This is a genomic window from Alteromonas sp. KS69, assembly GCF_003989595.1.
In the GTDB taxonomy this organism is placed as follows: domain Bacteria; phylum Pseudomonadota; class Gammaproteobacteria; order Enterobacterales; family Alteromonadaceae; genus Alteromonas; species Alteromonas naphthalenivorans.
The window spans coordinates 155,030-174,426 of sequence record NZ_PYHU01000017.1 but is presented as its reverse complement, the minus strand read 5'-3'; the positions used below and the strand labels follow the sequence as shown (position 1 = coordinate 174,426).

The 19,397-nt window shown below is 44.6% G+C and carries 21 protein-coding genes; 14 read left to right on the top strand and 7 right to left on the bottom strand.

The genetic code is table 11. The features are described 5' to 3' along the window. The first annotated feature begins 18 nt into the window (after nt 1-18). From rplC to rpsQ, 10 genes are read left to right on the top strand one after another with little or no spacing between them, the layout of a single operon-like run. Complete coding sequence (rplC, locus tag C7Y69_RS12895) at nt 19-657, top strand: 50S ribosomal protein L3 (RefSeq protein WP_126872983.1); 639 nt, start codon at nt 19-21, stop codon at nt 655-657. 18 nt (nt 658-675) lie between these two features. Beyond that, on the top strand, nt 676-1,281 hold the full coding sequence (gene rplD / locus C7Y69_RS12890) for a 50S ribosomal protein L4 (RefSeq protein WP_126872982.1): 606 nt from the start codon (nt 676-678) through the stop codon (nt 1,279-1,281). Then, nucleotides 1,278-1,577 carry a 50S ribosomal protein L23 gene (gene rplW, locus C7Y69_RS12885; RefSeq protein ID WP_013785733.1) on the top strand — a complete coding sequence of 100 codons (300 nt, stop codon included), beginning with the start codon at nt 1,278-1,280 and terminating at the stop codon, nt 1,575-1,577. Before rplD ends, rplW begins: the two co-directional genes overlap by 4 nt. Before the next feature lie 14 nt (nt 1,578-1,591). Then, nucleotides 1,592-2,416 (top strand): 50S ribosomal protein L2, encoded by an 825-nt coding sequence (gene rplB / locus C7Y69_RS12880; RefSeq protein ID WP_013785732.1) that lies wholly within the window; start codon nt 1,592-1,594, stop codon nt 2,414-2,416. Nucleotides 2,417-2,431: 15 nt separating this feature from the next. Then, nucleotides 2,432-2,707, top strand: a complete 276-nt coding sequence (gene rpsS / locus C7Y69_RS12875) for a 30S ribosomal protein S19 (RefSeq protein ID WP_013785731.1) — start codon at nt 2,432-2,434, stop codon at nt 2,705-2,707. 12 nt (nt 2,708-2,719) lie between these two features. Then, nucleotides 2,720-3,052 (top strand): 50S ribosomal protein L22, encoded by a 333-nt coding sequence (rplV, locus tag C7Y69_RS12870; RefSeq protein WP_013785730.1) that lies wholly within the window; start codon nt 2,720-2,722, stop codon nt 3,050-3,052. Between the two features lie 9 nt (nt 3,053-3,061). Further along, the gene (gene rpsC, locus C7Y69_RS12865) at nt 3,062-3,766 is read left to right on the top strand and encodes a 30S ribosomal protein S3 (RefSeq protein ID WP_013785729.1); all 705 of its coding nucleotides are present in this window, start codon (nt 3,062-3,064) and stop codon (nt 3,764-3,766) included. A 3-nt stretch (nt 3,767-3,769) separates the two neighbouring features. Further along, nucleotides 3,770-4,183 carry a 50S ribosomal protein L16 gene (gene rplP, locus C7Y69_RS12860; protein ID WP_013785728.1) on the top strand — a complete coding sequence of 138 codons (414 nt, stop codon included), beginning with the start codon at nt 3,770-3,772 and terminating at the stop codon, nt 4,181-4,183. Then, on the top strand, nt 4,183-4,374 hold the full coding sequence (gene rpmC / locus C7Y69_RS12855) for a 50S ribosomal protein L29 (protein WP_013785727.1): 192 nt from the start codon (nt 4,183-4,185) through the stop codon (nt 4,372-4,374). Before rplP ends, rpmC begins: the two co-directional genes overlap by 1 nt. Then, nucleotides 4,374-4,631, top strand: a complete 258-nt coding sequence (gene rpsQ, locus C7Y69_RS12850) for a 30S ribosomal protein S17 (protein ID WP_013785726.1) — start codon at nt 4,374-4,376, stop codon at nt 4,629-4,631. Before rpmC ends, rpsQ begins: the two co-directional genes overlap by 1 nt. 76 nt (nt 4,632-4,707) lie before the next feature. Here the strand turns inward: rpsQ and C7Y69_RS12845 are convergent, their stop codons facing one another. Both C7Y69_RS12845 and C7Y69_RS12840 read right to left on the bottom strand, forming a co-directional pair. Continuing rightward, the gene (locus C7Y69_RS12845) at nt 4,708-5,799 is read right to left on the bottom strand and encodes a glycosyltransferase (RefSeq protein WP_126872981.1); all 1,092 of its coding nucleotides are present in this window, start codon (nt 5,797-5,799) and stop codon (nt 4,708-4,710) included. Continuing rightward, on the bottom strand, nt 5,796-6,830 hold the full coding sequence (locus C7Y69_RS12840; RefSeq protein ID WP_126872980.1) for a glycosyltransferase family 9 protein: 1,035 nt from the start codon (nt 6,828-6,830) through the stop codon (nt 5,796-5,798). Before C7Y69_RS12840 ends, C7Y69_RS12845 begins: the two co-directional genes overlap by 4 nt. Before the next feature lie 144 nt (nt 6,831-6,974). Between C7Y69_RS12840 and C7Y69_RS12835 the strand changes: the two genes are divergently transcribed. Further along, nucleotides 6,975-8,291: a 3-deoxy-D-manno-octulosonic acid transferase gene (locus tag C7Y69_RS12835; RefSeq protein ID WP_126872979.1), complete on the top strand. Its 1,317-nt coding sequence runs from the start codon at nt 6,975-6,977 to the stop codon at nt 8,289-8,291. Between the two features lie 295 nt (nt 8,292-8,586). Here C7Y69_RS12835 and C7Y69_RS12830 read toward each other — a convergent pair whose 3' ends face one another. Then, nucleotides 8,587-10,386: a cation:proton antiporter gene (locus tag C7Y69_RS12830; protein WP_126872978.1), complete on the bottom strand. Its 1,800-nt coding sequence runs from the start codon at nt 10,384-10,386 to the stop codon at nt 8,587-8,589. Nucleotides 10,387-10,634: 248 nt separating this feature from the next. On the opposite strand from C7Y69_RS12830, the gene C7Y69_RS12825 reads away from it, so the two are divergent. Together C7Y69_RS12825 and C7Y69_RS12820 are read left to right on the top strand one after the other, a co-directional pair. Beyond that, complete coding sequence (locus tag C7Y69_RS12825) at nt 10,635-11,498, top strand: hypothetical protein (protein ID WP_126872977.1); 864 nt, start codon at nt 10,635-10,637, stop codon at nt 11,496-11,498. A 116-nt stretch (nt 11,499-11,614) separates the two neighbouring features. Further along, complete coding sequence (locus C7Y69_RS12820) at nt 11,615-12,202, top strand: hypothetical protein (RefSeq protein WP_013785720.1); 588 nt, start codon at nt 11,615-11,617, stop codon at nt 12,200-12,202. 27 nt (nt 12,203-12,229) lie between these two features. On the opposite strand, the gene C7Y69_RS12815 is transcribed toward C7Y69_RS12820, so the two are convergent. Together C7Y69_RS12815 and C7Y69_RS12810 are read right to left on the bottom strand one after the other, a co-directional pair. After that, nucleotides 12,230-14,140 (bottom strand): methyl-accepting chemotaxis protein, encoded by a 1,911-nt coding sequence (locus C7Y69_RS12815; RefSeq protein ID WP_126872976.1) that lies wholly within the window; start codon nt 14,138-14,140, stop codon nt 12,230-12,232. A 326-nt stretch (nt 14,141-14,466) separates the two neighbouring features. Then, entirely contained in the window at nt 14,467-16,674 is a 2,208-nt protein-coding gene (locus tag C7Y69_RS12810) for a M3 family metallopeptidase (RefSeq protein WP_126872975.1), read from the bottom strand. Nucleotides 16,675-16,994: 320 nt separating this feature from the next. Between C7Y69_RS12810 and C7Y69_RS12805 the strand changes: the two genes are divergently transcribed. After that, nucleotides 16,995-17,513, top strand: coding sequence for a YgjV family protein (locus tag C7Y69_RS12805; protein ID WP_126872974.1), 519 nt, complete (start codon nt 16,995-16,997; stop codon nt 17,511-17,513). Nucleotides 17,514-17,695: 182 nt separating this feature from the next. On the opposite strand, the gene purU is transcribed toward C7Y69_RS12805, so the two are convergent. Both purU and thpR read right to left on the bottom strand, forming a co-directional pair. Next, nucleotides 17,696-18,550, bottom strand: coding sequence for a formyltetrahydrofolate deformylase (gene purU / locus C7Y69_RS12800; protein WP_126872973.1), 855 nt, complete (start codon nt 18,548-18,550; stop codon nt 17,696-17,698). Nucleotides 18,551-18,689: 139 nt separating this feature from the next. Next, on the bottom strand, nt 18,690-19,373 hold the full coding sequence (gene thpR / locus C7Y69_RS12795; protein ID WP_126872972.1) for an RNA 2',3'-cyclic phosphodiesterase: 684 nt from the start codon (nt 19,371-19,373) through the stop codon (nt 18,690-18,692). Between the last annotated feature and the right edge of the window lie 24 nt (nt 19,374-19,397).

Genomic DNA, 19,397 nt, shown 5'->3' with positions numbered 1-19,397 from the left:
CAAGAGAGGGTAATAACAATGGCGATTGGTCTAGTCGGTCGTAAAGTGGGTATGACTCGCATCTTCACTAAAGATGGTACGTCTATCCCTGTGACTGTTATTGAAGCGACCCCAAACCGTGTTACTCAGTTACGTACTGAAGAACTTGACGGTTATCGCGCTCTTCAGGTTACTACTGGAAGCAAGAAAACGAACCGCGTTAACAAAGCTGAAGCAGGTCATTTTGCTAAAGCTGGTGTTGAAGCAGGTCGTGCTCTAGTAGAATTCCGCCTGGAAGATAACGAAGGTGGCGATATTGAAGTAGGCAGTGAAATCACTGTTGAAATCTTTAACGACACTAAAAAGATTGATGTCACTGGTACATCAAAAGGTAAAGGTTTTGCTGGCGCGATCAAACGTTGGAACTTTAGTTCACAACGTATGACTCACGGTAACTCTTTGTCTCACCGTGCACCTGGTTCGATTGGCCAAAACCAATCACCTGGTAAAGTTTTCAAAGGTAAGAAAATGGCTGGTCAGCTTGGTAACAAGCAAGTGACTACCCAATCTTTGGAAGTGGTACGTGTAGACGTAGAAAACAGCCTAATCCTTGTTAAAGGTGCCGTACCTGGCGCAACTGGCGGCGATGTAATCGTCAAGCCAGCTGTTAAAGCGTAACGTCTGGGGAGTGAACTGATGGAATTAACATTGAAAGATGCGCAAAGCGCTCTTGAAGTATCCGAAGCGACCTTTGGACGTGAATTCAACGAAGCCTTGGTACACCAAGTCGTTGTAGCTTACGGTGCAGGTGCTCGTCAGGGTACAAAGGCGCAGAAGACTCGCGCTGAAGTACGTGGTGGTGGTAAGAAGCCATGGCGTCAAAAAGGCACAGGCCGTGCTCGTGCTGGTACTATCCGCAGCCCAATTTGGGTTGGTGGTGGTCGTGCATTCGCAGCCAAGCCTCGTGACTTTGATCAAAAAGTTAACAAGAAAATGTATCGTGGTGCTTTAAAAAGCATCTTGTCTGAACTGATCCGTCAAGACCGTTTGGTTGTGGTAGAGAAGTTTGGTGTGGAAGCACCTAAGACAAAAGAACTTATTGCTAAGCTTAACGACTATGAACTAAATGATGTTCTTATCGTTACTGCTGATGTTGATGAGAACTTGTTCCTAGCGGCACGCAACTTGTACAAAGTTGACGTACGTGATGTTGCAGGCATCGACCCAGTAAGTTTGATTGCATTTGAAAAAGTGCTAATTACAGCTGATGCGGTTAAACAACTTGAGGAGGCGTTAGCATGAAAGAAGAACGTCTACTGAAGGTGCTTTTAGCACCGCATGTTTCAGAAAAGTCTACTATGGCTGCTGAAGCAAGCAACACGGTTGTATTTAAAGTAGCGAAAGATTCGAACAAAGCTGAAATCAAAGCTGCAGTTGAAAAACTGTTTGAAGTTGAGGTTGAAGGTGTTCGTACTGTAAACGTTAAGGGTAAAACCAAGCGTCACGGTCAGTCTTTCGGTAAACGCAGTGACTGGAAAAAGGCCTACGTGGTTCTTAAAGAAGGTCAGGACATCGACTTTGTCGGTGGCGCTGAGTAAGAAGGGGATTAGAAATGCCATTATTGAAAGCTAAGCCAACTTCTGCCGGTCGTCGTCACGTTGTTCAGGTTACTAACCCTGACCTTCACAAAGGCGCGCCTTACGCACCTTTGCTTGAAAAGAACAGCAAATCTGGCGGTCGTAACAACCATGGTCGTATTACAACTCGTCATATTGGTGGTGGTCATAAACAACACTACCGTTTGATTGACTTTAAACGCAACAAAGACGGCATTCCAGCCGCTGTTGAGCGTTTAGAATACGATCCTAACCGTTCTGCTAACATTGCACTAGTATTGTATGCAGATGGTGAGCGTCGTTACATTCTGGCTCCAAAGGGTATGAAAGCTGGTGATGCAATCCAGTCTGGTTCGGATGCTCCGATCAAGTCTGGTAACACATTACCAATGCGTAATATCCCAGTAGGTTCTGTTGTACACGCAATTGAAATGAAGCCTGGTAAAGGTGCACAAATTGCACGTTCTGCCGGTGCTTATGCTCAGATCCTAGCACGTGACGGAAACTACGTTACCTTACGTCTACGCTCTGGCGAAATGCGTAAAGTACTATCTGATTGCCGCGCCACCATTGGTGAAGTAGGCAATGCAGAGCACATGCTGCGTTCACTGGGTAAAGCCGGTGCAACCCGCTGGCGTGGTGTTCGTCCTACAGTTCGTGGTGTTGCCATGAACCCAGTAGACCACCCACACGGTGGTGGTGAAGGACGCACGTCGGGTGGTCGTCATCCAGTATCTCCTTGGGGTGTTCCTACTAAAGGTAAGAAAACCCGAAGTAACAAGCGTACCGATAAACTTATCGTACGTCGTCGTAATAAGTAACAGCGAGGATTCACCATGCCACGTTCTCTCAAGAAGGGTCCATTTATTGACCTTCACTTGCTGAAGAAGGTAGAGGCTGCAGTGGAAAAGAACGAACGTAAACCAATTAAGACTTGGTCTCGTCGTTCTATGATCATCCCAGATATGATTGGGTTGACCATTGCGGTCCATAACGGTCGCCAGCACGTTCCAGTCATCATCAGCGATGAAATGGTCGGCCACAAGTTGGGCGAATTTGCGCCAACGCGTACTTACCGCGGCCATGTCGCGGATAAGAAAAGCAAACGATAAGGGGTAGGATAAATGGAAGCATTAGCTAAACACCGTTTTGCCCGCTCGTCTGCTCAAAAAGCACGCTTGGTAGCGGATCAAATTCGCGGTATGCACGTTGAGAAAGCTCTTGAGCTACTTACGTACAGCCCGAAGAAAAGCGCAGCGCTGGTTAAAAAAGTTTTGGAATCTGCGATTGCAAATGCAGAACACAATGAAGGCGCTGACATCGACGAATTAGTCGTTGCCAAAGTTTTCGTTGACGAAGGTCCAACTATGAAACGTATCAAGCCACGTGCCAAAGGCCGTGCAGATCGTATCTTTAAGCGTAGCAGTCACATCACTGTGGTTGTAGCGGATAACTAGGAGTAGATAATGGGACAGAAGGTACATCCTACAGGTATACGCCTGGGTATCAGTAAACCATGGACTTCTACCTGGTACGCTAATACTGGTGACTATGCGGATAACCTGTATAACGATCATCAGGTACGTAAGTATCTGACTAAACAGCTTAAAAGCGCTTCACTTTCTAAAATCGTGATCGAGCGTCCTGCTAAGAGCATCCGTGTGACTATTCACACTGCTCGTCCAGGCGTTGTAATCGGTAAAAAAGGTGAAGATGTAGAGAAGCTTCGCGCCTATGTTTCTAAGCTAGCCGGTGTGCCAGCTCAGATTAACATTGCAGAAGTTCGCAAGCCTGAGCTTGACGGACAACTGGTTGCCGACAGTATCTCTAGCCAGCTAGAACGTCGTGTAATGTTCCGTCGTGCTATGAAGCGCGCGGTACAAAACGCAATGCGTCTTGGTGCTAAGGGTATTAAAGTTGAAGTAAGCGGCCGTTTGGGCGGAGCAGAAATTGCTCGTTCTGAATGGTACCGTGAAGGTCGCGTACCTCTGCACACTTTCCGTGCAGATATCGATTACGCAACTTCAGAAGCTGCAACTACCTACGGTATTATTGGTGTGAAGGTATGGATCTTCAAAGGTGAAGTTCTGGGCGGTTTGCCTACAACTCAAGAGCAAGCTCCGCCTGCTCAACCTAAGAAGAAAGGCCGCAACTCTAAGCGTGAGGGCTAAATCATGTTACAACCAAAGCGTACGAAATTTCGTAAAATGCATAAAGGTCGTAACCGTGGTCTTGCCATTGCGGGGAGCAAGGTAAGCTTCGGTACTTATGGCCTGAAAGCAGTTGGCCGTGGTCGTATGACCGCTCGCCAAATCGAAGCAGCGCGTCGTGCTATGACTCGTCACGTTAAGCGTCAAGGTAAAATTTGGATTCGAGTTTTCCCTGACAAGCCAATTACTGAGAAGCCTCTTGAAGTGCGTCAAGGTAAAGGTAAAGGTAACGTTGAGTACTGGGTATGCCAAATTCAACCTGGACGTGTTCTTTATGAGATGGAAGGTGTTCCTGAATCTCTAGCACGCGAAGCGTTTGAATTGGCAGCGGCTAAACTGCCATTTAAGACAACCTTTGTAACTCGGACGGTGATGTAATGAAAGCGACTGAACTGAAAGAAAAAAGCGTAGAAGAGCTGAACGCAGAGTTGATTAACCTGCTACGCGAACAGTTCAACTTGCGCATGCAGCACTCAACTGGTCAACTTGAAAAGACTGATCAATTGAGAACTGTACGTCGTAACATCGCGCGTGTTAAAACCATTCTGACTCAAAAGGCTGATGCGTAATGACTGAACAAAAAGTTCGTACAGTGCAAGGTCGTGTGGTTAGCAACAAGATGGATAAAACCATTACTGTTGTTGTTGAGCGTTTTGTAAAACACCCTATCTACGGGAAGTTCATCAAACGTTCTACTAAACTTCACGCCCACGATGAAGAAAACGTATGTAACCAAGGCGACGTAGTCACTATTAGTGAATGTCGTCCATTGTCTAAAAGCAAAAATTGGACATTGGTTAGCGTTGTAGAAAAAGCTGGCGTTTAATCGCTAACTTTTCTTACAATTGAAAAAGCCGCTCTCGAGCGGCTTTTTTATTGTCTAAAATTTAACAATGCAATACTTATGATGGCTGTGTCACAGTTACGTACAGCTCGCTATAACTGGCAGCCATTTCGTCAGTACTGAAATGCCCTTTTACATGTTGATACAACTGATTGCCCAAGGTGTCTCGGGTTTTCTTATCATTTACCAGCGTAATTAATGCATCGGCAATCTCATCGATATTTCCTGGCGTTACCATTAGTCCTGTCTCATTGTGCTCAATAATTTCAGGAATACCGCCTACCGGTGTCGATACCACCGCACGCTTACACGCTCCAGCTTGAAGAAGAATAACGCCTAAACCCTCTGCATAAGCGGGGTGGACCACAATATCAACACTGGGAAGAATTTTACTGACTTCATCGGTAAAGCCACACAGGTGAACGTGTTCGGTAAGTAAATGCCGGTCGATAAGCGCTTCGTAGCTTTCTTTAAGATTTCCTTTGCCAAAGAGTAAACAACTCACTTTAGGGTTATTTTGAACCACTTTTTCCATGGCTAAAATAATATCAGCTTGGCCTTTACGAGATATAAGCTGAGCAAAGTTAGCAATAACGGTATGATCTGAAGGAATGGAGAAGGTTTCACTTAGCCACGCTTTGTCACCAGGCTTCGAAAACTCTTTAAAATCTACTGACGAGTGAATAACCGGTTGGTGTTTCACTGCTTCACAGTGATGACTCACCACATTAAACACGCCCTCAGAAATACTCGCGACAGCCGCAAACTGACTGTATTTATAAGTGGCAAACAGTGATTCTGGGTTATCTACTCGTCGTGTGCATATAGCAGGAATGCCAGTGATCTTCGCTACCATAGCGCCGAAAACATCTGCCCCACGACGGCTATGAACATGAATGACATCCGCGTTAATTTTACGGGCGATATTAACCATGCGTTTCACGGCAAATAAGTCTGTTTCTCCGCGATAAGCAATAGTATGCGTTTGGCAACCTGAAAGAGACAGCGATGCAATTTTACTATCTTCTGGGCATATTAAGTGGTTTTCGTAATCAAACTGGCGGTTCAATGAATCTAACAAGTAAACAACTTGTTTAGCGCCGCCATACAGGTTTCTTCCCAACTCTATATGCAAAATCTTTAAGCTCACAGATATTCCTTCACAGTGGTAAAAACTTCTTCTGGGCGAATTAAGGCCATACAGTCAAATGTACGATTGCACGTTGGTTTACGCTTACATGGCGCACAGACTAGCTTTTTATATAATACATGAGTGTTGGCATTATCAGTATAAGTATACGGACATGTAGACCCAAAAAGCGCAATTGTAGGGCGAAGAAAAGAAACCGCCATGTGTGTCAGGCCGGTATCCACACCAATAAATGCATAAGAATGTTTAACCGCCACGGCTGATTCAGCTAACGATACATGCCCCGCTAATGAGTAAACATCATCTTCATTGAAGGTCAGTGCCTCTGCATCACAGCTATCTGATGGGCCGCCTAGAATAACGATAGAGATATCACTGTGCTGACGGAGAAGCGTGATAAGTTGCTTCCAATGATTAATTGGCCAGTGCTTTTGCGGGCGAGTAGTAAAAGGGGCAAGTACAATATAATCGTCATTTACCGACAGTGCACCTAGCGTGCCCTGAAGCTTTTGTGCTGCAGCTACCCCCATTTCAATATGCAGTTCGTAAGAATGCGCTCCCATATGCTTTGCTAAATATCGATACTCGCTGCTGATTTGGTTTGATATCGGTTTATCTATTGTATCGGTTAAGAAACGTTGGCTTTGCTCTTTACTATTAAAACCAGTTCGGACATTTGCACCACTGAGATAGGCTAAAAAGGCACTTTTAAGTAAGCCTTGGGCATCAATGGCGTGGGTAAAGCCTTTATCGCGGAGTTGTCGCCTAAATGCCCAAACGGATTTGAACAAAGACCAATAGGCGCGCTTCTTACCAAACGCTTTCCATTCGCTTTTGGGCCACACGAGAATGTCGTCAACAAAAGGGTGGTGTTGTACTAGTCCTGCATACGGTTTTTCAACTAACCAGGTAACTCGAGCATTAGGAAGAGCCTCTTTAATGCTGGACGGAAGCCCTGAGGCCATTACAATGTCACCAATAGCGCTAAGCCTGATTAAAAGTACGTTCGGCTGGGTTGCAGTAGAGCACATAAAACTTACATGTAGACGAGTTATAATGGGTGAGTAAAACACATAATAACGTCAGTTTGATGACGACCTAGCATAGTGCTATGCATTTCATTTATTGTGTAGTGAGCCAGTCAGGCTACCAAAGAATTACAATAGGAATTACTAATGATAAGAGGCGGTAAAGAAGCCGAATACAGACCTACATTACTAGAAGATGTGTGTCGCTGGCTTTACTCCTGTGTATTGTTTTGCATTATCCCTTTTGCATTTATCCAACTAATGCGCCGAGGTGCGACAAGAAATAAAGAATACAACCAACGCCGGTTTGAGCGATTCGGTTTTGTTGCGAGACCCCATAAAACGGGTGGTTACCTGTTTCACTGTGTTTCGGTTGGTGAAGTGGTGGCGGCATCTTGCTTAATAAAGCGCATCATTCAGGCTGAGCCAGATACCCAGATTACGGTGACTACCACTACGCCCACAGGCTCGGCAAGGGTGCGGGATATTTTTGGTAATACGGTACACCATTTTTACTTGCCCTATGATTTGCATACGGCGATGGCCGCAATGATAAAGCGCATTAAACCTAAAGCGGTGCTTATTACCGAAGTCGAATTATGGCCTAACTTTATCCATGCTTGCTGGAAGCGCCACATACCGATAATGGTGATTAATGCGCGTATGACAGATAGGTCAGCTAAGCGTTACATGAAAATAGGTAAACTGTTTAAACCCATGCTAAACAAACTTTCTCATATATGTACTCAAGGTCAGCGTGATTACAATAATTATCTTGCGCTAGGTATGCCTGAAGCACGTATGACTCAAACTAATAATATTAAGTTTGACCAAGCTGCGTCTACATCGCATCAAAGTATAGGGTTCATGGGCCTTTCACTCACAGACGGCCCAATATTAGTTGCTGGCAGTACCCACGATCTTGAAGAGCAAGCCATGATTGATGCCGTGAAGCTACTTGGCTCGTCAACCGCAGTTAATCTTCGCTTGCTGTTAGTACCTCGTCACCCAGAGCGGTTTGATACCGTTGCTAAGCTATTAGAGCAAAACGAACTTGCATACGTTCGAACAAGTAACATTGATGCTATATCGCCAGAGACGAAAGTTATTTTGCTCGATGAAATGGGCAAATTGAATAGTGCTTATAGCGTGGCTAGTTTTGCATTTGTAGGGGGCTCGATTGCAAATCGCGGTGGGCATAACGCGTTAGAGCCAGCCGCCTTTTCTATTCCCATCATGATGGGGCCACATACCTATAACAATCCAGTAATTTGTGAGTATTTGGAAGCGCGTGGAGCCCTTACAAAAATAGCGAATGCACAAGAAATTGCTCAGCAATGTGAAGCTTGGATTAATGCCCCGATGAAACGTGAGGAAGCTGGAAAAGCCGGCCGGAAAGTTTTAGAGGAAAACAGTGGTGCATTAGATAAAACGCTAGCGGTTATAAAACGTAATGTAGCTTAGCCTTACTTATAAATATCAATTGGTTAATTTTAGCTCACCAAAGTTGTGCGCACATTGCACCAAGGTTTTTCTTTGCCCCCCTTTGGAAGCCAGCTATTTTATTAAAAAATACGTAAACTATTGAAAATATTTCGAAAATGCAAAGTGGTCTACTCTTTGCTTTTATAACGCCGACAGCGTAGTTACGGTAAAATATAAACAATTATGCTTCTCATGAAGAAGCACTGGATTACGCGTTCTCCAGGGAGATGCACCCTGCTTAGGCAGGGTGCCATCTTAACCCACAAGCATCTTCTTACACTGCTTCACCTTCAGGTAAAATCAAACTTATTACTCGCCACCCAGCCTTTGGATGAATGCTGTTCCCATTCACGAACGTGAAGCTTTTTCCTTCAACATCTATGGCTATTAATGGTGTGGCTCTATCACCATATTTTTCATTATATTGCGCGAAGGTAAACTCATCAGAAAGCCGTGTTGTTTTAATACTGGCGTTACGAGCAATCGCTGATGCCAAATACCCATAAGTCACCCCTTCATCAAATAAGGTAAGACGTTTGGCGTATTGTTCACTGACTTGGTGACTTGGACGGGTAGATTGTTCGTTACTTGTCAGTGCCCACACTTTGTCTTTGCCCATGGTATTTTCAAAATGATACGCGATGGGAGGATTGAGCTGTTTGTAAGGTGACATAATCAACACCGTACCAAAACTGGCAATATCAAGATGACGAGCTGCGTGATCTGACATGGGGTTACCAAAATACACAGGAATATCCATCATTCGGGCTTCACGAATGGCATCCCAGTTGGTATCTGCAACGGTAACGCTCAACTCTTGCTTAATCATTTCATCAGCAAGCATACGGTTAAACTTACTGCCACCGAATACTAGGTAAGCGGTAGGGGCAGGGGCTCGAACTTTCAGCAATTGTGCGACACTTCGAGAAGTAAGGCTTTGTACAACGACGGTAGCAATAATCACAAGAAAGACCATAGGCACGATAATGCCAGCACCCTCGTAGCCAATTTCTTCAAGCTTTAAAGAAAACAATGCAGATACGGCTGCGGCCACAATACCGCGAGGTGCAATCCAGCTCAGCAAGGCCAACTCATTAAGTTTAAGACCAGTACCAATAGAAGACGTTGCTACCGATAACGGACGAGCGATGAACATGATTGCGCCAAGGACAATAAGTGCTCCCCAGCCCACATCCGCAATAGATTGAAGGCTAAGACGGGTAGCAAGTAATATGAATAAGCCTGAGATGAGCAGCACACTTAAGGTTTCTTTGAACTCTAAAATGTCTTCTACTTCCACGTTCTTCATGTTGGCTAATACCATGCCGGTAATGGTAACGGCCAATAGTCCAGATTCATGTGCAACATAGTTTGACGCTGCAAACACGCCGAGAATAATGGTTAAAACCGCGGTGTTTAATAAGTAATGCGGGATCCAATCTTTGCGGATAGAAAGCCCTAGCAAATAACCTGAACTAAAACCAAGCAGGAAACCAATTCCGATGGTTTTTCCAAAGGTGATAAAAGTGTGGGAAATAGCATTGCCTTGAGAGGCGACGATAAACTCAAAGACGAGTACGGCCAGCAGGGCACCAATGGGGTCGATGACAATGCCTTCCCACCGTAGGATACTTGCCAAATTAGATTTAGGCCGCACAGTACGCAGCATGGGCACTATCACGGTGGGGCCGGTTACCGTCACGATAGCGCCGAATAAAAAAGAGAGTTGCCACGACAAGTCTAGGCTGTAATGAGCCGCCACAGCGGCAATAACCCAGGTAACTAACACACCCACACTACATAGGTTGCGAACCATATTGCCATGACCAGCAATATCACCAAACTTAAGGGTAAGGGAACCTTCGAACAGAATAATAGCAACGGAAAGCGATACAACTGGGAACAAAAGGTCGCCAAAAAGCGCGTCTGCGTCAAGCACGCCAAATACAGGGCCAACCACAATACCTACAATTAAAAGCGGTAAGATGGCAGGTAAACGAACTTTGTACGCGAGATATTGGCAGCTAATCGACAATAAGCCAACGGCAACCAAAGACATGAGTGGATCTGACAATGCGTGTTCCCTTATTTATATAATTGTGAGTATGTAGCCATACTCATCTTGTTATGCGGTTCCATCATATAGCAACTTATCTACAAGCCGACAGAGACTTTCGTATAAGCGCCATGTAATTAAAACAGAGTTTAGCCTATAAGGGATCAATTCGCTTATATTCAACGTTGTCGTGGAAGGGGAAGCATAGTATTTTAAGACTTCATTAATTACGCGCCAAAGAGCGCCTTATCAACGGACTATCTACGTTGCTTAATCACTCATTTTTACCTGTAGCAGTTGCTACGTTTTTTTCGCTCTCGTTACTTACTGGTTGTGCTGCTTCATACCCTGAAGCTCAGACTAAAATATCTGTGGGTAAGTTAACGGTGCTTCCTGACGTATTAGAAGAGACGTCGGGGCTGTTTTGTAATGCCTCAACGCTCGTTAGTTTGAACGACTCTGGAAACAAACCGGAATTGTTTCATCTATCTTATGAAGGCAAGGTGATTAAAACCGATAGAATGGCGTTAGACAATATCGATTGGGAAGCGGTTACAGCAAGTTCAACGCATTGGTATGTTGCGGATGTTGGCAACAACAAGGGCCGTCGTGAGAGTCTTACTATATATAAGGTCAATAAAAATGACCTTAACGATATAGTCACAATGACAGTAGCCTATGAAGGCAACAATCCAAGTAGCAACATGCCTTATGCCCATGACTTTGATTCAGAGGCCATGACGTATGCCAACGGAAAGTTAATACTGTTCTCGAAAAGCTGGCGTACCGGTGTGGCTAAAGTGTATGAAGTTAATGAATCTACAGAGCCCCAGACACTAACCGCGTTTGCGCATATCGAAGGTTTACCGGGTGTTATTACTGGCGCAGATTACGATGCCGCTCGTAATCTATACGTCATTGTGGGCTATAAATCTGACCCCTTTGGGAACTTTGATACTTTCATGGCCCAGGTTGATAATCAGTTTGTTCCTATTAATATCTGGCCGTTACCTGCTTATAAACAAGTAGAGGGTGTATGTGTTGATGACAACGGCAATTACTGGTTTTCAGAAGAAGCTGCTGGGCATCGCAAGGCATCGCTTACCGAAGTTAAAATCATTCAAAAATAAATTAGTCTATATTTTAATCACTTGACGGGAGTTAGCATAATGGCTAATTCCCACGTTTTACACTTCGTGGTTATATAAGGTTCTACTCTGCTTTTGCATATTAGGTAACCGGTTTAATGCGTAGATTCTCTCAGCTTATAGTGATGCTTACAGCGCTTCAAAGTGCATGGGTATCGATATCTGTCTCTGCCTCAGCGATAGAAGATGCTGAACAGTGGTTGAGTGAATATGTAAGTTTGGATGATACTTTTTCCATCGCGTTATCTAAAAACAAAATTAGATTTAAAGGCTGTAAGCAGAAGCAATATCAGTTAGTGGTCAATCAGCAATTCACTAAACGCTTCAATGTGGAAGCCATTGTTCACTATAACAAAGGCTTACTCGATTATGGGGTACTCGCTCAGCGGGTTAAAAGCCATGAATTTGAGGTGGTGAGTTGGTGGGATAAAGGAAGTTACCGGGTTGGGTTAAGCCACAAAATTCGTCCTGAACATGAAATTTCCATTCCCGTTGCCGAAGTGATTCAACTCCCTACTAGTACGACGGCTAGTGTGTATTTTGAAGTTCCTCTAATGGAAGAAAGACACACGCTCACGGTTGCGGCTTCTAGAGAGTCATGGAAGTCGGACAGCGCAACAATCCAGTTGCCGTGGAGCAAAGCCCACGACAACCAAGTTAAACTGCAATACGCTATTGCGTTCTAGCCAAGCAGTATTGAAATAAAACTAATCTCATAACTTAAACTGACTAACCTCTTGAGCCAGTTCGTTTGCTAGTTCGTCTAGCTTCTCGCTAACGCCTACTAACACATGTGTGGCATTAAGGGTTTCATCACTCGATGAACTTATCTCATTAATACTCCGGCTAATATCTTCAACGACGGTCGCTTGTTGCTCTGTAGCGGTGGCCACTTGGGTATTCACATCATTAATCAGCACGATTTCCTCGGCAATTTTCTGCAAAAGTTTATCGATATCATCGGTAGCGCCAACCACGTCTTTGGTTTGAGCTTTGCTATCTTGCATTTGAGAAACTGCCGTTTTGGAGTCGAGTTGGAACTTATCAATCTTGATCTGTATCTCATCGGTGGCGGCAGCTGCACGCTGAGCCAGTGTGCGAACTTCATCGGCCACAACCGAGAAGCCTCTGCCATGATCGCCAGCCCGAGCGGCTTCTATCGCTGCATTCAACGCAAGTAAATTAGTTTGCTCTGAAATGCTGCGAATTGTATCAAGTATGCCGCCGATAGCCGCAGTGTGCTCATCAAGAGACTGGATAACCTCAGACACACTTTCTACTTGGGAAGAAAGGTTCGATATTGCGTGCACCGCTTTTTGAGTAAATAGGCGGCCTTCTTGCGAGCTTTCAGTCGCACGATTCGCATTTTGCGCAGCATAAGTAGCAGACTGTGCGACTTCAGTGACCGTGCTGCCCATTTCAGTTAACGCTGTTGCGGCCTGCATGGTTTGGTCTCGCTGACTACGAGTAGAACGTTCATTTTGCTGAGATTGGCTGGCCACTTCTTGAGCTGAGGCTTTAAGGGCTTGGCTAGTTTTAGCTACCGATGCAATAGTACTGTGAAGATGATCGATAAAACTATTGAAGCCTTCAACCAGTCGAGCGGTTTCTTTTTGTTCTGGTACGTCAATTCTTGAACGTAAATCGCCTTGTCCTTTATCAAGTTGCTGGAAAATATCAGCTAGAGATTCGATAGGTTTGGTGAGAGACGATGCCAGCCAAATTCCAAGCAGCGCAAACAGGCCCGCGATGGCAATAGACCATAAAATGATCTGACGACTGCCTGCATTTAATGAGGCATAAAGCTCTTGCTCGGGTACTTGCGCCACCACGTACCAACCGGATTTTTCTACATACGTACTAGCAAAAAGGACGTCATCGGCGTTTACTTCACTGGTTGCCATCGCAAAATCACGTTGTTGCAGTAAAGTCCGCGAAGCATTTGTGCCACTAATGGCGCTTAGTTTGGATTTTCCTAAAAGGCTAGTATCAGGGTGGGCAATAATAGTGCCCTCGCCATCAACTAAATACACGAAGCCGGTTTGAGCAATTTTTACCGCGTTAATAATATCTAATAGCTCGTCAACAGACTTCGCAACTCCAGACATGCCTCGGCCTGCGGTTTGTTGGAAGTTAGCGAACAATCTATAACCTTGGCCAGGTTCGTTATACAAGCTAAGTGAAATTGGCGTACCACTATCACGGTAAGCAAAGAACCATCCATCGAATTCATCGTTTTTCAGCACTCGTAAAAAACCGTCTTGATTCCAATACTTAGTGGTTTTTCTATCGACGAAAGAGGCTACGGTTAAGTCGTTGAAATTCACGATATCGTTCAGATAAGCGATAAGTCGCTTTTCACCTGAACTATCAGCGCCAGCGGCTGACCAAGCTAAAATGTCAGGATTGGATGCAATACCATGGGCAACAGAAAGCATCACACTGGCTTCTCTATCGACCTGATTCCCTATTTGCTTCAACAGTGAAGGAAGTTGAAGCTGCTCCATGTTTTCTTTAACTAAGTCTCGGGCTATCCACTGGCTAATTGAACCCACCAAGATTGAGGCAGCCAGCACGGCGACCATTAGTGAAATAATTAATTTTTGTTTAATACTCAAAGTCATAACTTCCGACCATATGTGGACTGCTGAAATAACGACGCTGCACTGCAGGCACAGTCACGTCTTGGGCGTTGGGTTATTACTGTTAGCGTCTACTTTACTGCTTAGTTGCAGGTTATTAATCACGTGATGAAACACGAGGAGAGGTAGTTCGCACTAGCTTTATTTTTATTATGTTTTTGTATCGGCAGAAAAACGCGAAGTATTATACTATCGACGTATAAAACCGATAAATTGATTTTGAAGTTAAATTGACCGAAAGGTCAAGAAAAAGCCGCGAAATGAGGTGAATTTCTCAACTTCGCGGCTTGTTTAGGTAGGTTTAACGATTAATTTTCGCTTTTGTCTTTGCTTTTATCTTCGGGGATTGGAAAACCTCTGTCGCGCATTAATGCGTCAACTTTGGCATCGCGGCCACGGAATTTACGATAAGCTTCAGCTGGATCCATCGCATTACGAACCGAAAAGAGGTACTTCACTAAGCGATTGCCCACTTCTTCGTCGTAAAATCCACCCGGTGCTTCCATAAAGGCTTCTGATGCATCAGCGGTCAGCACTTCTGCCCACATATAACCATAATACGCGGCGGCATAACCTTCACCCGAGAACACGTGACCAAAGTGAGGTGTGCGGTGACGCATAACAATCTCTTCGGGCATACCGAGTTTTGTAAGCTCTTCACGTTCAAAGGTATCGGGCTCAATAGTCGCTGGATCAGTGGTATGGTACTTCAAATCCATGATAGCAGAAGCCATATATTCAGTGGTTTTGAAGCCTTCATTAAAGGTTGATGCCTTCTTAATCTTAGCAACAAGTTCAGCAGGAATAGGTTCACCCGTTTCATAGTGTACTAAGAATTGATTAATAACTTCGTCGGTGGTTAACCAGCGCTCTAATAGTTGCGACTGGAACTCAGTGTAATCACGTACGCCTGAGTGTGAAGAAGGGTATTTCACATCAGCAGATAAGAAATGCAGTGCATGACCAAATTCGTGGAAATAGGTTTCTGCATCATCAAATGAAATGAGAGTGGGTTCGCCTTCAGCCCCTTTTACGAAGTTAGAGTTGTTAGAAGACAACACCGTCTTTTTGCCGTCGAAGGTTGTTGACGAGCGATAGGTTGTGGCCCATGCACCAGAGCGTTTACCTTTGCGAGAAAACGGATCTAAGTACCATAAACCAATGTGTTCACCGGAATCTTTATCGGTCACTTCCCATACTTTAACGTCTTCGTGGAATACAGGCACTTTACCTTCTTCCACTGGGGTAAAGTTGAAATTAAACAAACGACCAGCAACGTAGAACATAGCATCGCGCAGTTTATCTAGCTGCAGGTATTGCTTCACTTCGTTTGAGTCTAGGTCGTACTTGGCTTGGCGAACTTTCTCGGCATAAAAACGATAGTCCCACGGGGCAATAGTGATATCAGCGCCTTCAGCGTCAGCAATGGCTTGCATATCGGCCACTTCTTGTTCAACACGTGCAATGGCAGCGGGCCAAACCTTCATCATAAGATCCATGGCGTTTTCAGGGTTCTTTGCCATACGGTCTTCTAAGCGCCACTGGGCATAGTTTTCATACCCGAGTAATTCAACGCGCTCATCACGTAAGGTTAAAATGCGCTTAATGGTTTCGTTATTGTCGAACTCATCAGCGTTATCGCCACGGCTGTAATAGGTGTTCCATACTTTTTCGCGTAATTCACGGTTAGTAGAGTAGGTTAGGAACGGATCCATTGAAGAACGGGTGTTTGTTATTGCATATTTATCCGGCTCACCACGGCTCTGGGCGGCAGATTTAGCGCCTTTTACGAAAGATTCAGGCAAGCCACCTAATTGGTCTTCAGTAATATAGGTTACGTAGTTCTCTTCATCCGCCAGTACGTTATTTGAGAACGACGTATAGAGGGTTGCTAACTCTTCGTTAATGGCTGCATAGCGCTTTTTCGCTTCGCTGTCCAACGTCGCGCCATTGCGGGCGAAGTCGTTATAAGTCATCCAAGTAATGCGCTGTTCTTCTTCGGTTAATGTCGATAGTTCTTCTGATTCATAAACCGCTTTAACACGCTCGAATAACTTTTCGTTTTGTGTGATTTTGGTAGAAAATGCGGATAACTTGGGCGACATTTCTACTTGGATAGCACGAAATTCAGGGCTAGATTTATTCGCACTCCAAATGCCGTAGTAGCGAAATACGCGGCTAAGCTCGCTACCTGAACGTTCCATAGCCACAATTACGTTTTCAAACGTAGGTGGCTCGGGGTTATTCGCAATTTCATCAATCTCTTTAAGATTTAGCTCCATTGCTTTTTCAAGGGCCGGTTTCAAATCTTCCAGTTTCATTTTATCGAAAGCCGGAACGCCGCCGTAGGGGCCTTTGAATTCTTGAAGGAGTACGTTGTCGAACTGTTGTTTTTCCTGCATTGCGGGGGCTTCAGTAGTATCTACTGACGTTGTCTGAGGCGCTTTTTGCTCAGAACAAGCACCGAGTGCAAGCACTACCGCCATCGCGGTAAGCGACGTTTTAAATTTTCCCATTATTATTTCCTGTCTTATTATGATTTCTTTTATTTTTCTTGTCGTTAGGTCAACCCGCCCTAGTAGCGCAGATCAATACTAGCGATTGAAGCGTTAATTAAAATCTCACACAATCAATACTATGCCATTGTAAAACTAACTTAAATGTCTCTTAACGTAATAACCCGCTAGACCAACGAGAATGCGAGTCGTAGCACCTAAATGGCATTCATCGAAAAGCCCAAAAAAACCATTGAAAGTTTTAAGTTAATCACTACACTTCGCGCCATTAATTAACGGTTACTTTTTGCCTCATTTGTTATCTATAAAGGAGCATTGGCGTGTTTGAATTATTGCTTCATACAATCCCTGTATTGTTTGCTATTGGTTCGTTTTGGTCCAATACAGAGCGTAAGCTTTTATTATTGAATTTAGGGTTGTGTGTAGCACTTGCCAGTTTACTTGCCTTCGAGCAAGCATGGGGTGGGGCGGTTGTTATTACGGTGGCAGGCTTAAGCACAACATATCGTATTGTTACTCAGAAACTTTTACCCGCGTACGCCACTTATATTATTCTGACGCTGATGACCGTGCTAGTGGCGAGTATTAACACCCTTACGGGTAAGACTGGGCTACTAGAACTTATGCCAGTACTGACTTTCATGGTATATCGCTTTGGTGAGTTACACTGTAAAGAAGCAGGGCTGCGTACTTGTATGATAATTGGCTCAGTAAACTTTACGGTATACGGCGTGGCTACTCAAACATGGGGTCTGGCGATTACCGAAGCCTTATTCGCTATTTCAAATGCGTGGTATTACGTTAAGTTACGCAAGCAACTTGCTGCATTGTCGGTATAAAGCAAAACAATCGGCCAAGTTGGGCTACAAAAGAGGGTGAGCGCTAAAGGCTGAAATTGAGCTCTGTACGCAGGTTACAGCGCACAAAGTAAACGTGTTCATGCCTGTCAGAATTAAAAAAGCCAGACGAGTCACTCTCGTCTGGCTTTTTTATCTTGCTGCGATATTTATAAAGCAGTGTCTTACGCAAACACCACGGTTTTATTGCGATGAATAATTACGCGATCTTCTAAATGGTAACGCACGCCATGGGCAAGAGCAGTTACTTCACAGTCTTTTCCTTTTCTAACCATATCAACCGCGCTATCACTGTGGCTAATGCGCTTAACGCTTTGCTCAATAATTGGGCCTTCGTCTAGGTCTTTGGTGACGTAATGGCAGGTTGCCCCAATTAACTTAACGCCGCGATCGTATGCCTGTTGATAGGGTTTAGCCCCTGCAAAGCTCGGTAAGAAGCTATGATGAATGTTAATTGCTTTACCTTGGAGTTGTTGGCATAGCGTATCTGGCAAAATCTGCATGAAGCGGGCAAGTACTGTCAGGTCAATTTTATACTCTTCCAATAAGGTTGAGATTTGCGCAAAAGCCGCTTCTTTACCCAGCGCTTTAAAGTCTACCCAATGAAACGGCACTTTATACCAATCGGCAAATTGCTTCATTTGTGGATGATTGCCAATAATGCACGGTATATCGCAATCAAGCTCACCGGTGTGCCAGCGATGCAGTAAATCAACCATACAGTGAGATTCCACGCTACCCAGTAAGGCAACGCGCTGCTTCTTACCCGAATCAGAGAGTTTCCAATTCATTTGAAATTCGTTCGCCAAAGGCGCAAATTCTGCTAAAAAGCTGTCGTAATCTAACCCAATAGAATCGGCACCAATTTCATGGCGCATAAAGAATCTACCGGTTTGTAAATCGGTGTGATGGTTAGCTTCAACGATGGTGGCACCATGGCTAGCTAAAAACTGAGAAACACTGGCAACTAAGCCAATTTGGTCAGGGCAATCTATTACTAATCGAAACGTTTGTTGCATGGAATTGAGGTCTCACTAAATAAGACCCCCTTTTTACCCAGCTACGCCAGTGAAGTAAAGGTTTTTGGGGTGAAAAAACCTAACTGAAATAGGCTATTTAGCTATAAATAATATCACCCGATGAATGATCGTTAACTAACTACTCATCATTAATCCCTCGGCGTAGCTTCTCACGCACTGACATATTGTGCTTTAAATTCCAACTTTGCCTAACGGGGTATGTAACCCCTTGCGGTGTAGAGACGGATTCAAAAAGGTGAAACGCCGAGGCGTGCATCTCTATATGAGGTGTATACAAAGGCACAGGAAGCGCTGCCGTGGCTTTTCGAATAACAGTAACATGGGGCGAAAAAGCTTTACCATCAACCTCTATAGCTGCTGATCTGGCGGCCTTGCGGGTAGATTTTGCTAAGGCCATGAGCTCTGCTGGCGGTGATTGTGGTGCGGCAAAGAGAATCTTAGGGCCGTTCCAAATACCTGTAGTGTCTAACGTTAGTGAAAAAGGTGCATGAACTAGCGTATCTAGTTCGGCGACTAACGCCTCATGTTGTCGGTGAGTAATGTGACCGAGAAAACTTAAGGTCATATGGTAATTGGCTGCGTTAACCGCATAAGGTTGGGATGCGCCTGAGTCACGCCTTTTACCTTTGCTCTCTTTACCCTTGCTTCGCCTGCTTTCGCTCCCTCTAACTTCATTGTGGGCTCGGCCCTCAGAAAGATTGAACATGTTGCGGGCTGTCACCTCTGGGAGGGCTTGTTGCCGCCAACTATCAAGGGCTAACTTTTCTGTTGAATGTAAATCTAAACCAATGAAACAACGCATACCCACTCCTCTATCTACGTGTAA

Excerpts from the sequence above, each read along its gene's own strand:
- rplC (WP_126872983.1), top strand. The coding sequence starts at position 19 with ATGGCGATTGGTCTAGTCGGTCGTAAAGTGGGTATGACTCGCATCTTC.
- rplD (WP_126872982.1), top strand. The coding sequence starts at position 676 with ATGGAATTAACATTGAAAGATGCGCAAAGCGCTCTTGAAGTATCCGAA.
- rplW (WP_013785733.1), top strand. The coding sequence starts at position 1,278 with ATGAAAGAAGAACGTCTACTGAAGGTGCTTTTAGCACCGCATGTTTCA.
- rplB (WP_013785732.1), top strand. The coding sequence starts at position 1,592 with ATGCCATTATTGAAAGCTAAGCCAACTTCTGCCGGTCGTCGTCACGTT.
- rpsS (WP_013785731.1), top strand. The coding sequence starts at position 2,432 with ATGCCACGTTCTCTCAAGAAGGGTCCATTTATTGACCTTCACTTGCTG.
- rplV (WP_013785730.1), top strand. The coding sequence starts at position 2,720 with ATGGAAGCATTAGCTAAACACCGTTTTGCCCGCTCGTCTGCTCAAAAA.
- rpsC (WP_013785729.1), top strand. The coding sequence starts at position 3,062 with ATGGGACAGAAGGTACATCCTACAGGTATACGCCTGGGTATCAGTAAA.
- rplP (WP_013785728.1), top strand. The coding sequence starts at position 3,770 with ATGTTACAACCAAAGCGTACGAAATTTCGTAAAATGCATAAAGGTCGT.
- rpmC (WP_013785727.1), top strand. The coding sequence starts at position 4,183 with ATGAAAGCGACTGAACTGAAAGAAAAAAGCGTAGAAGAGCTGAACGCA.
- rpsQ (WP_013785726.1), top strand. The coding sequence starts at position 4,374 with ATGACTGAACAAAAAGTTCGTACAGTGCAAGGTCGTGTGGTTAGCAAC.
- C7Y69_RS12840 (WP_126872980.1), bottom strand. The coding sequence starts at position 6,830 with ATGTGCTCTACTGCAACCCAGCCGAACGTACTTTTAATCAGGCTTAGC.
- C7Y69_RS12835 (WP_126872979.1), top strand. The coding sequence starts at position 6,975 with ATGATAAGAGGCGGTAAAGAAGCCGAATACAGACCTACATTACTAGAA.
- C7Y69_RS12820 (WP_013785720.1), top strand. The coding sequence starts at position 11,615 with ATGCGTAGATTCTCTCAGCTTATAGTGATGCTTACAGCGCTTCAAAGT.
- C7Y69_RS12815 (WP_126872976.1), bottom strand. The coding sequence starts at position 14,140 with ATGACTTTGAGTATTAAACAAAAATTAATTATTTCACTAATGGTCGCC.
- C7Y69_RS12810 (WP_126872975.1), bottom strand. The coding sequence starts at position 16,674 with ATGGGAAAATTTAAAACGTCGCTTACCGCGATGGCGGTAGTGCTTGCA.
- purU (WP_126872973.1), bottom strand. The coding sequence starts at position 18,550 with ATGCAACAAACGTTTCGATTAGTAATAGATTGCCCTGACCAAATTGGC.
- thpR (WP_126872972.1), bottom strand. The coding sequence starts at position 19,373 with ATGCGTTGTTTCATTGGTTTAGATTTACATTCAACAGAAAAGTTAGCC.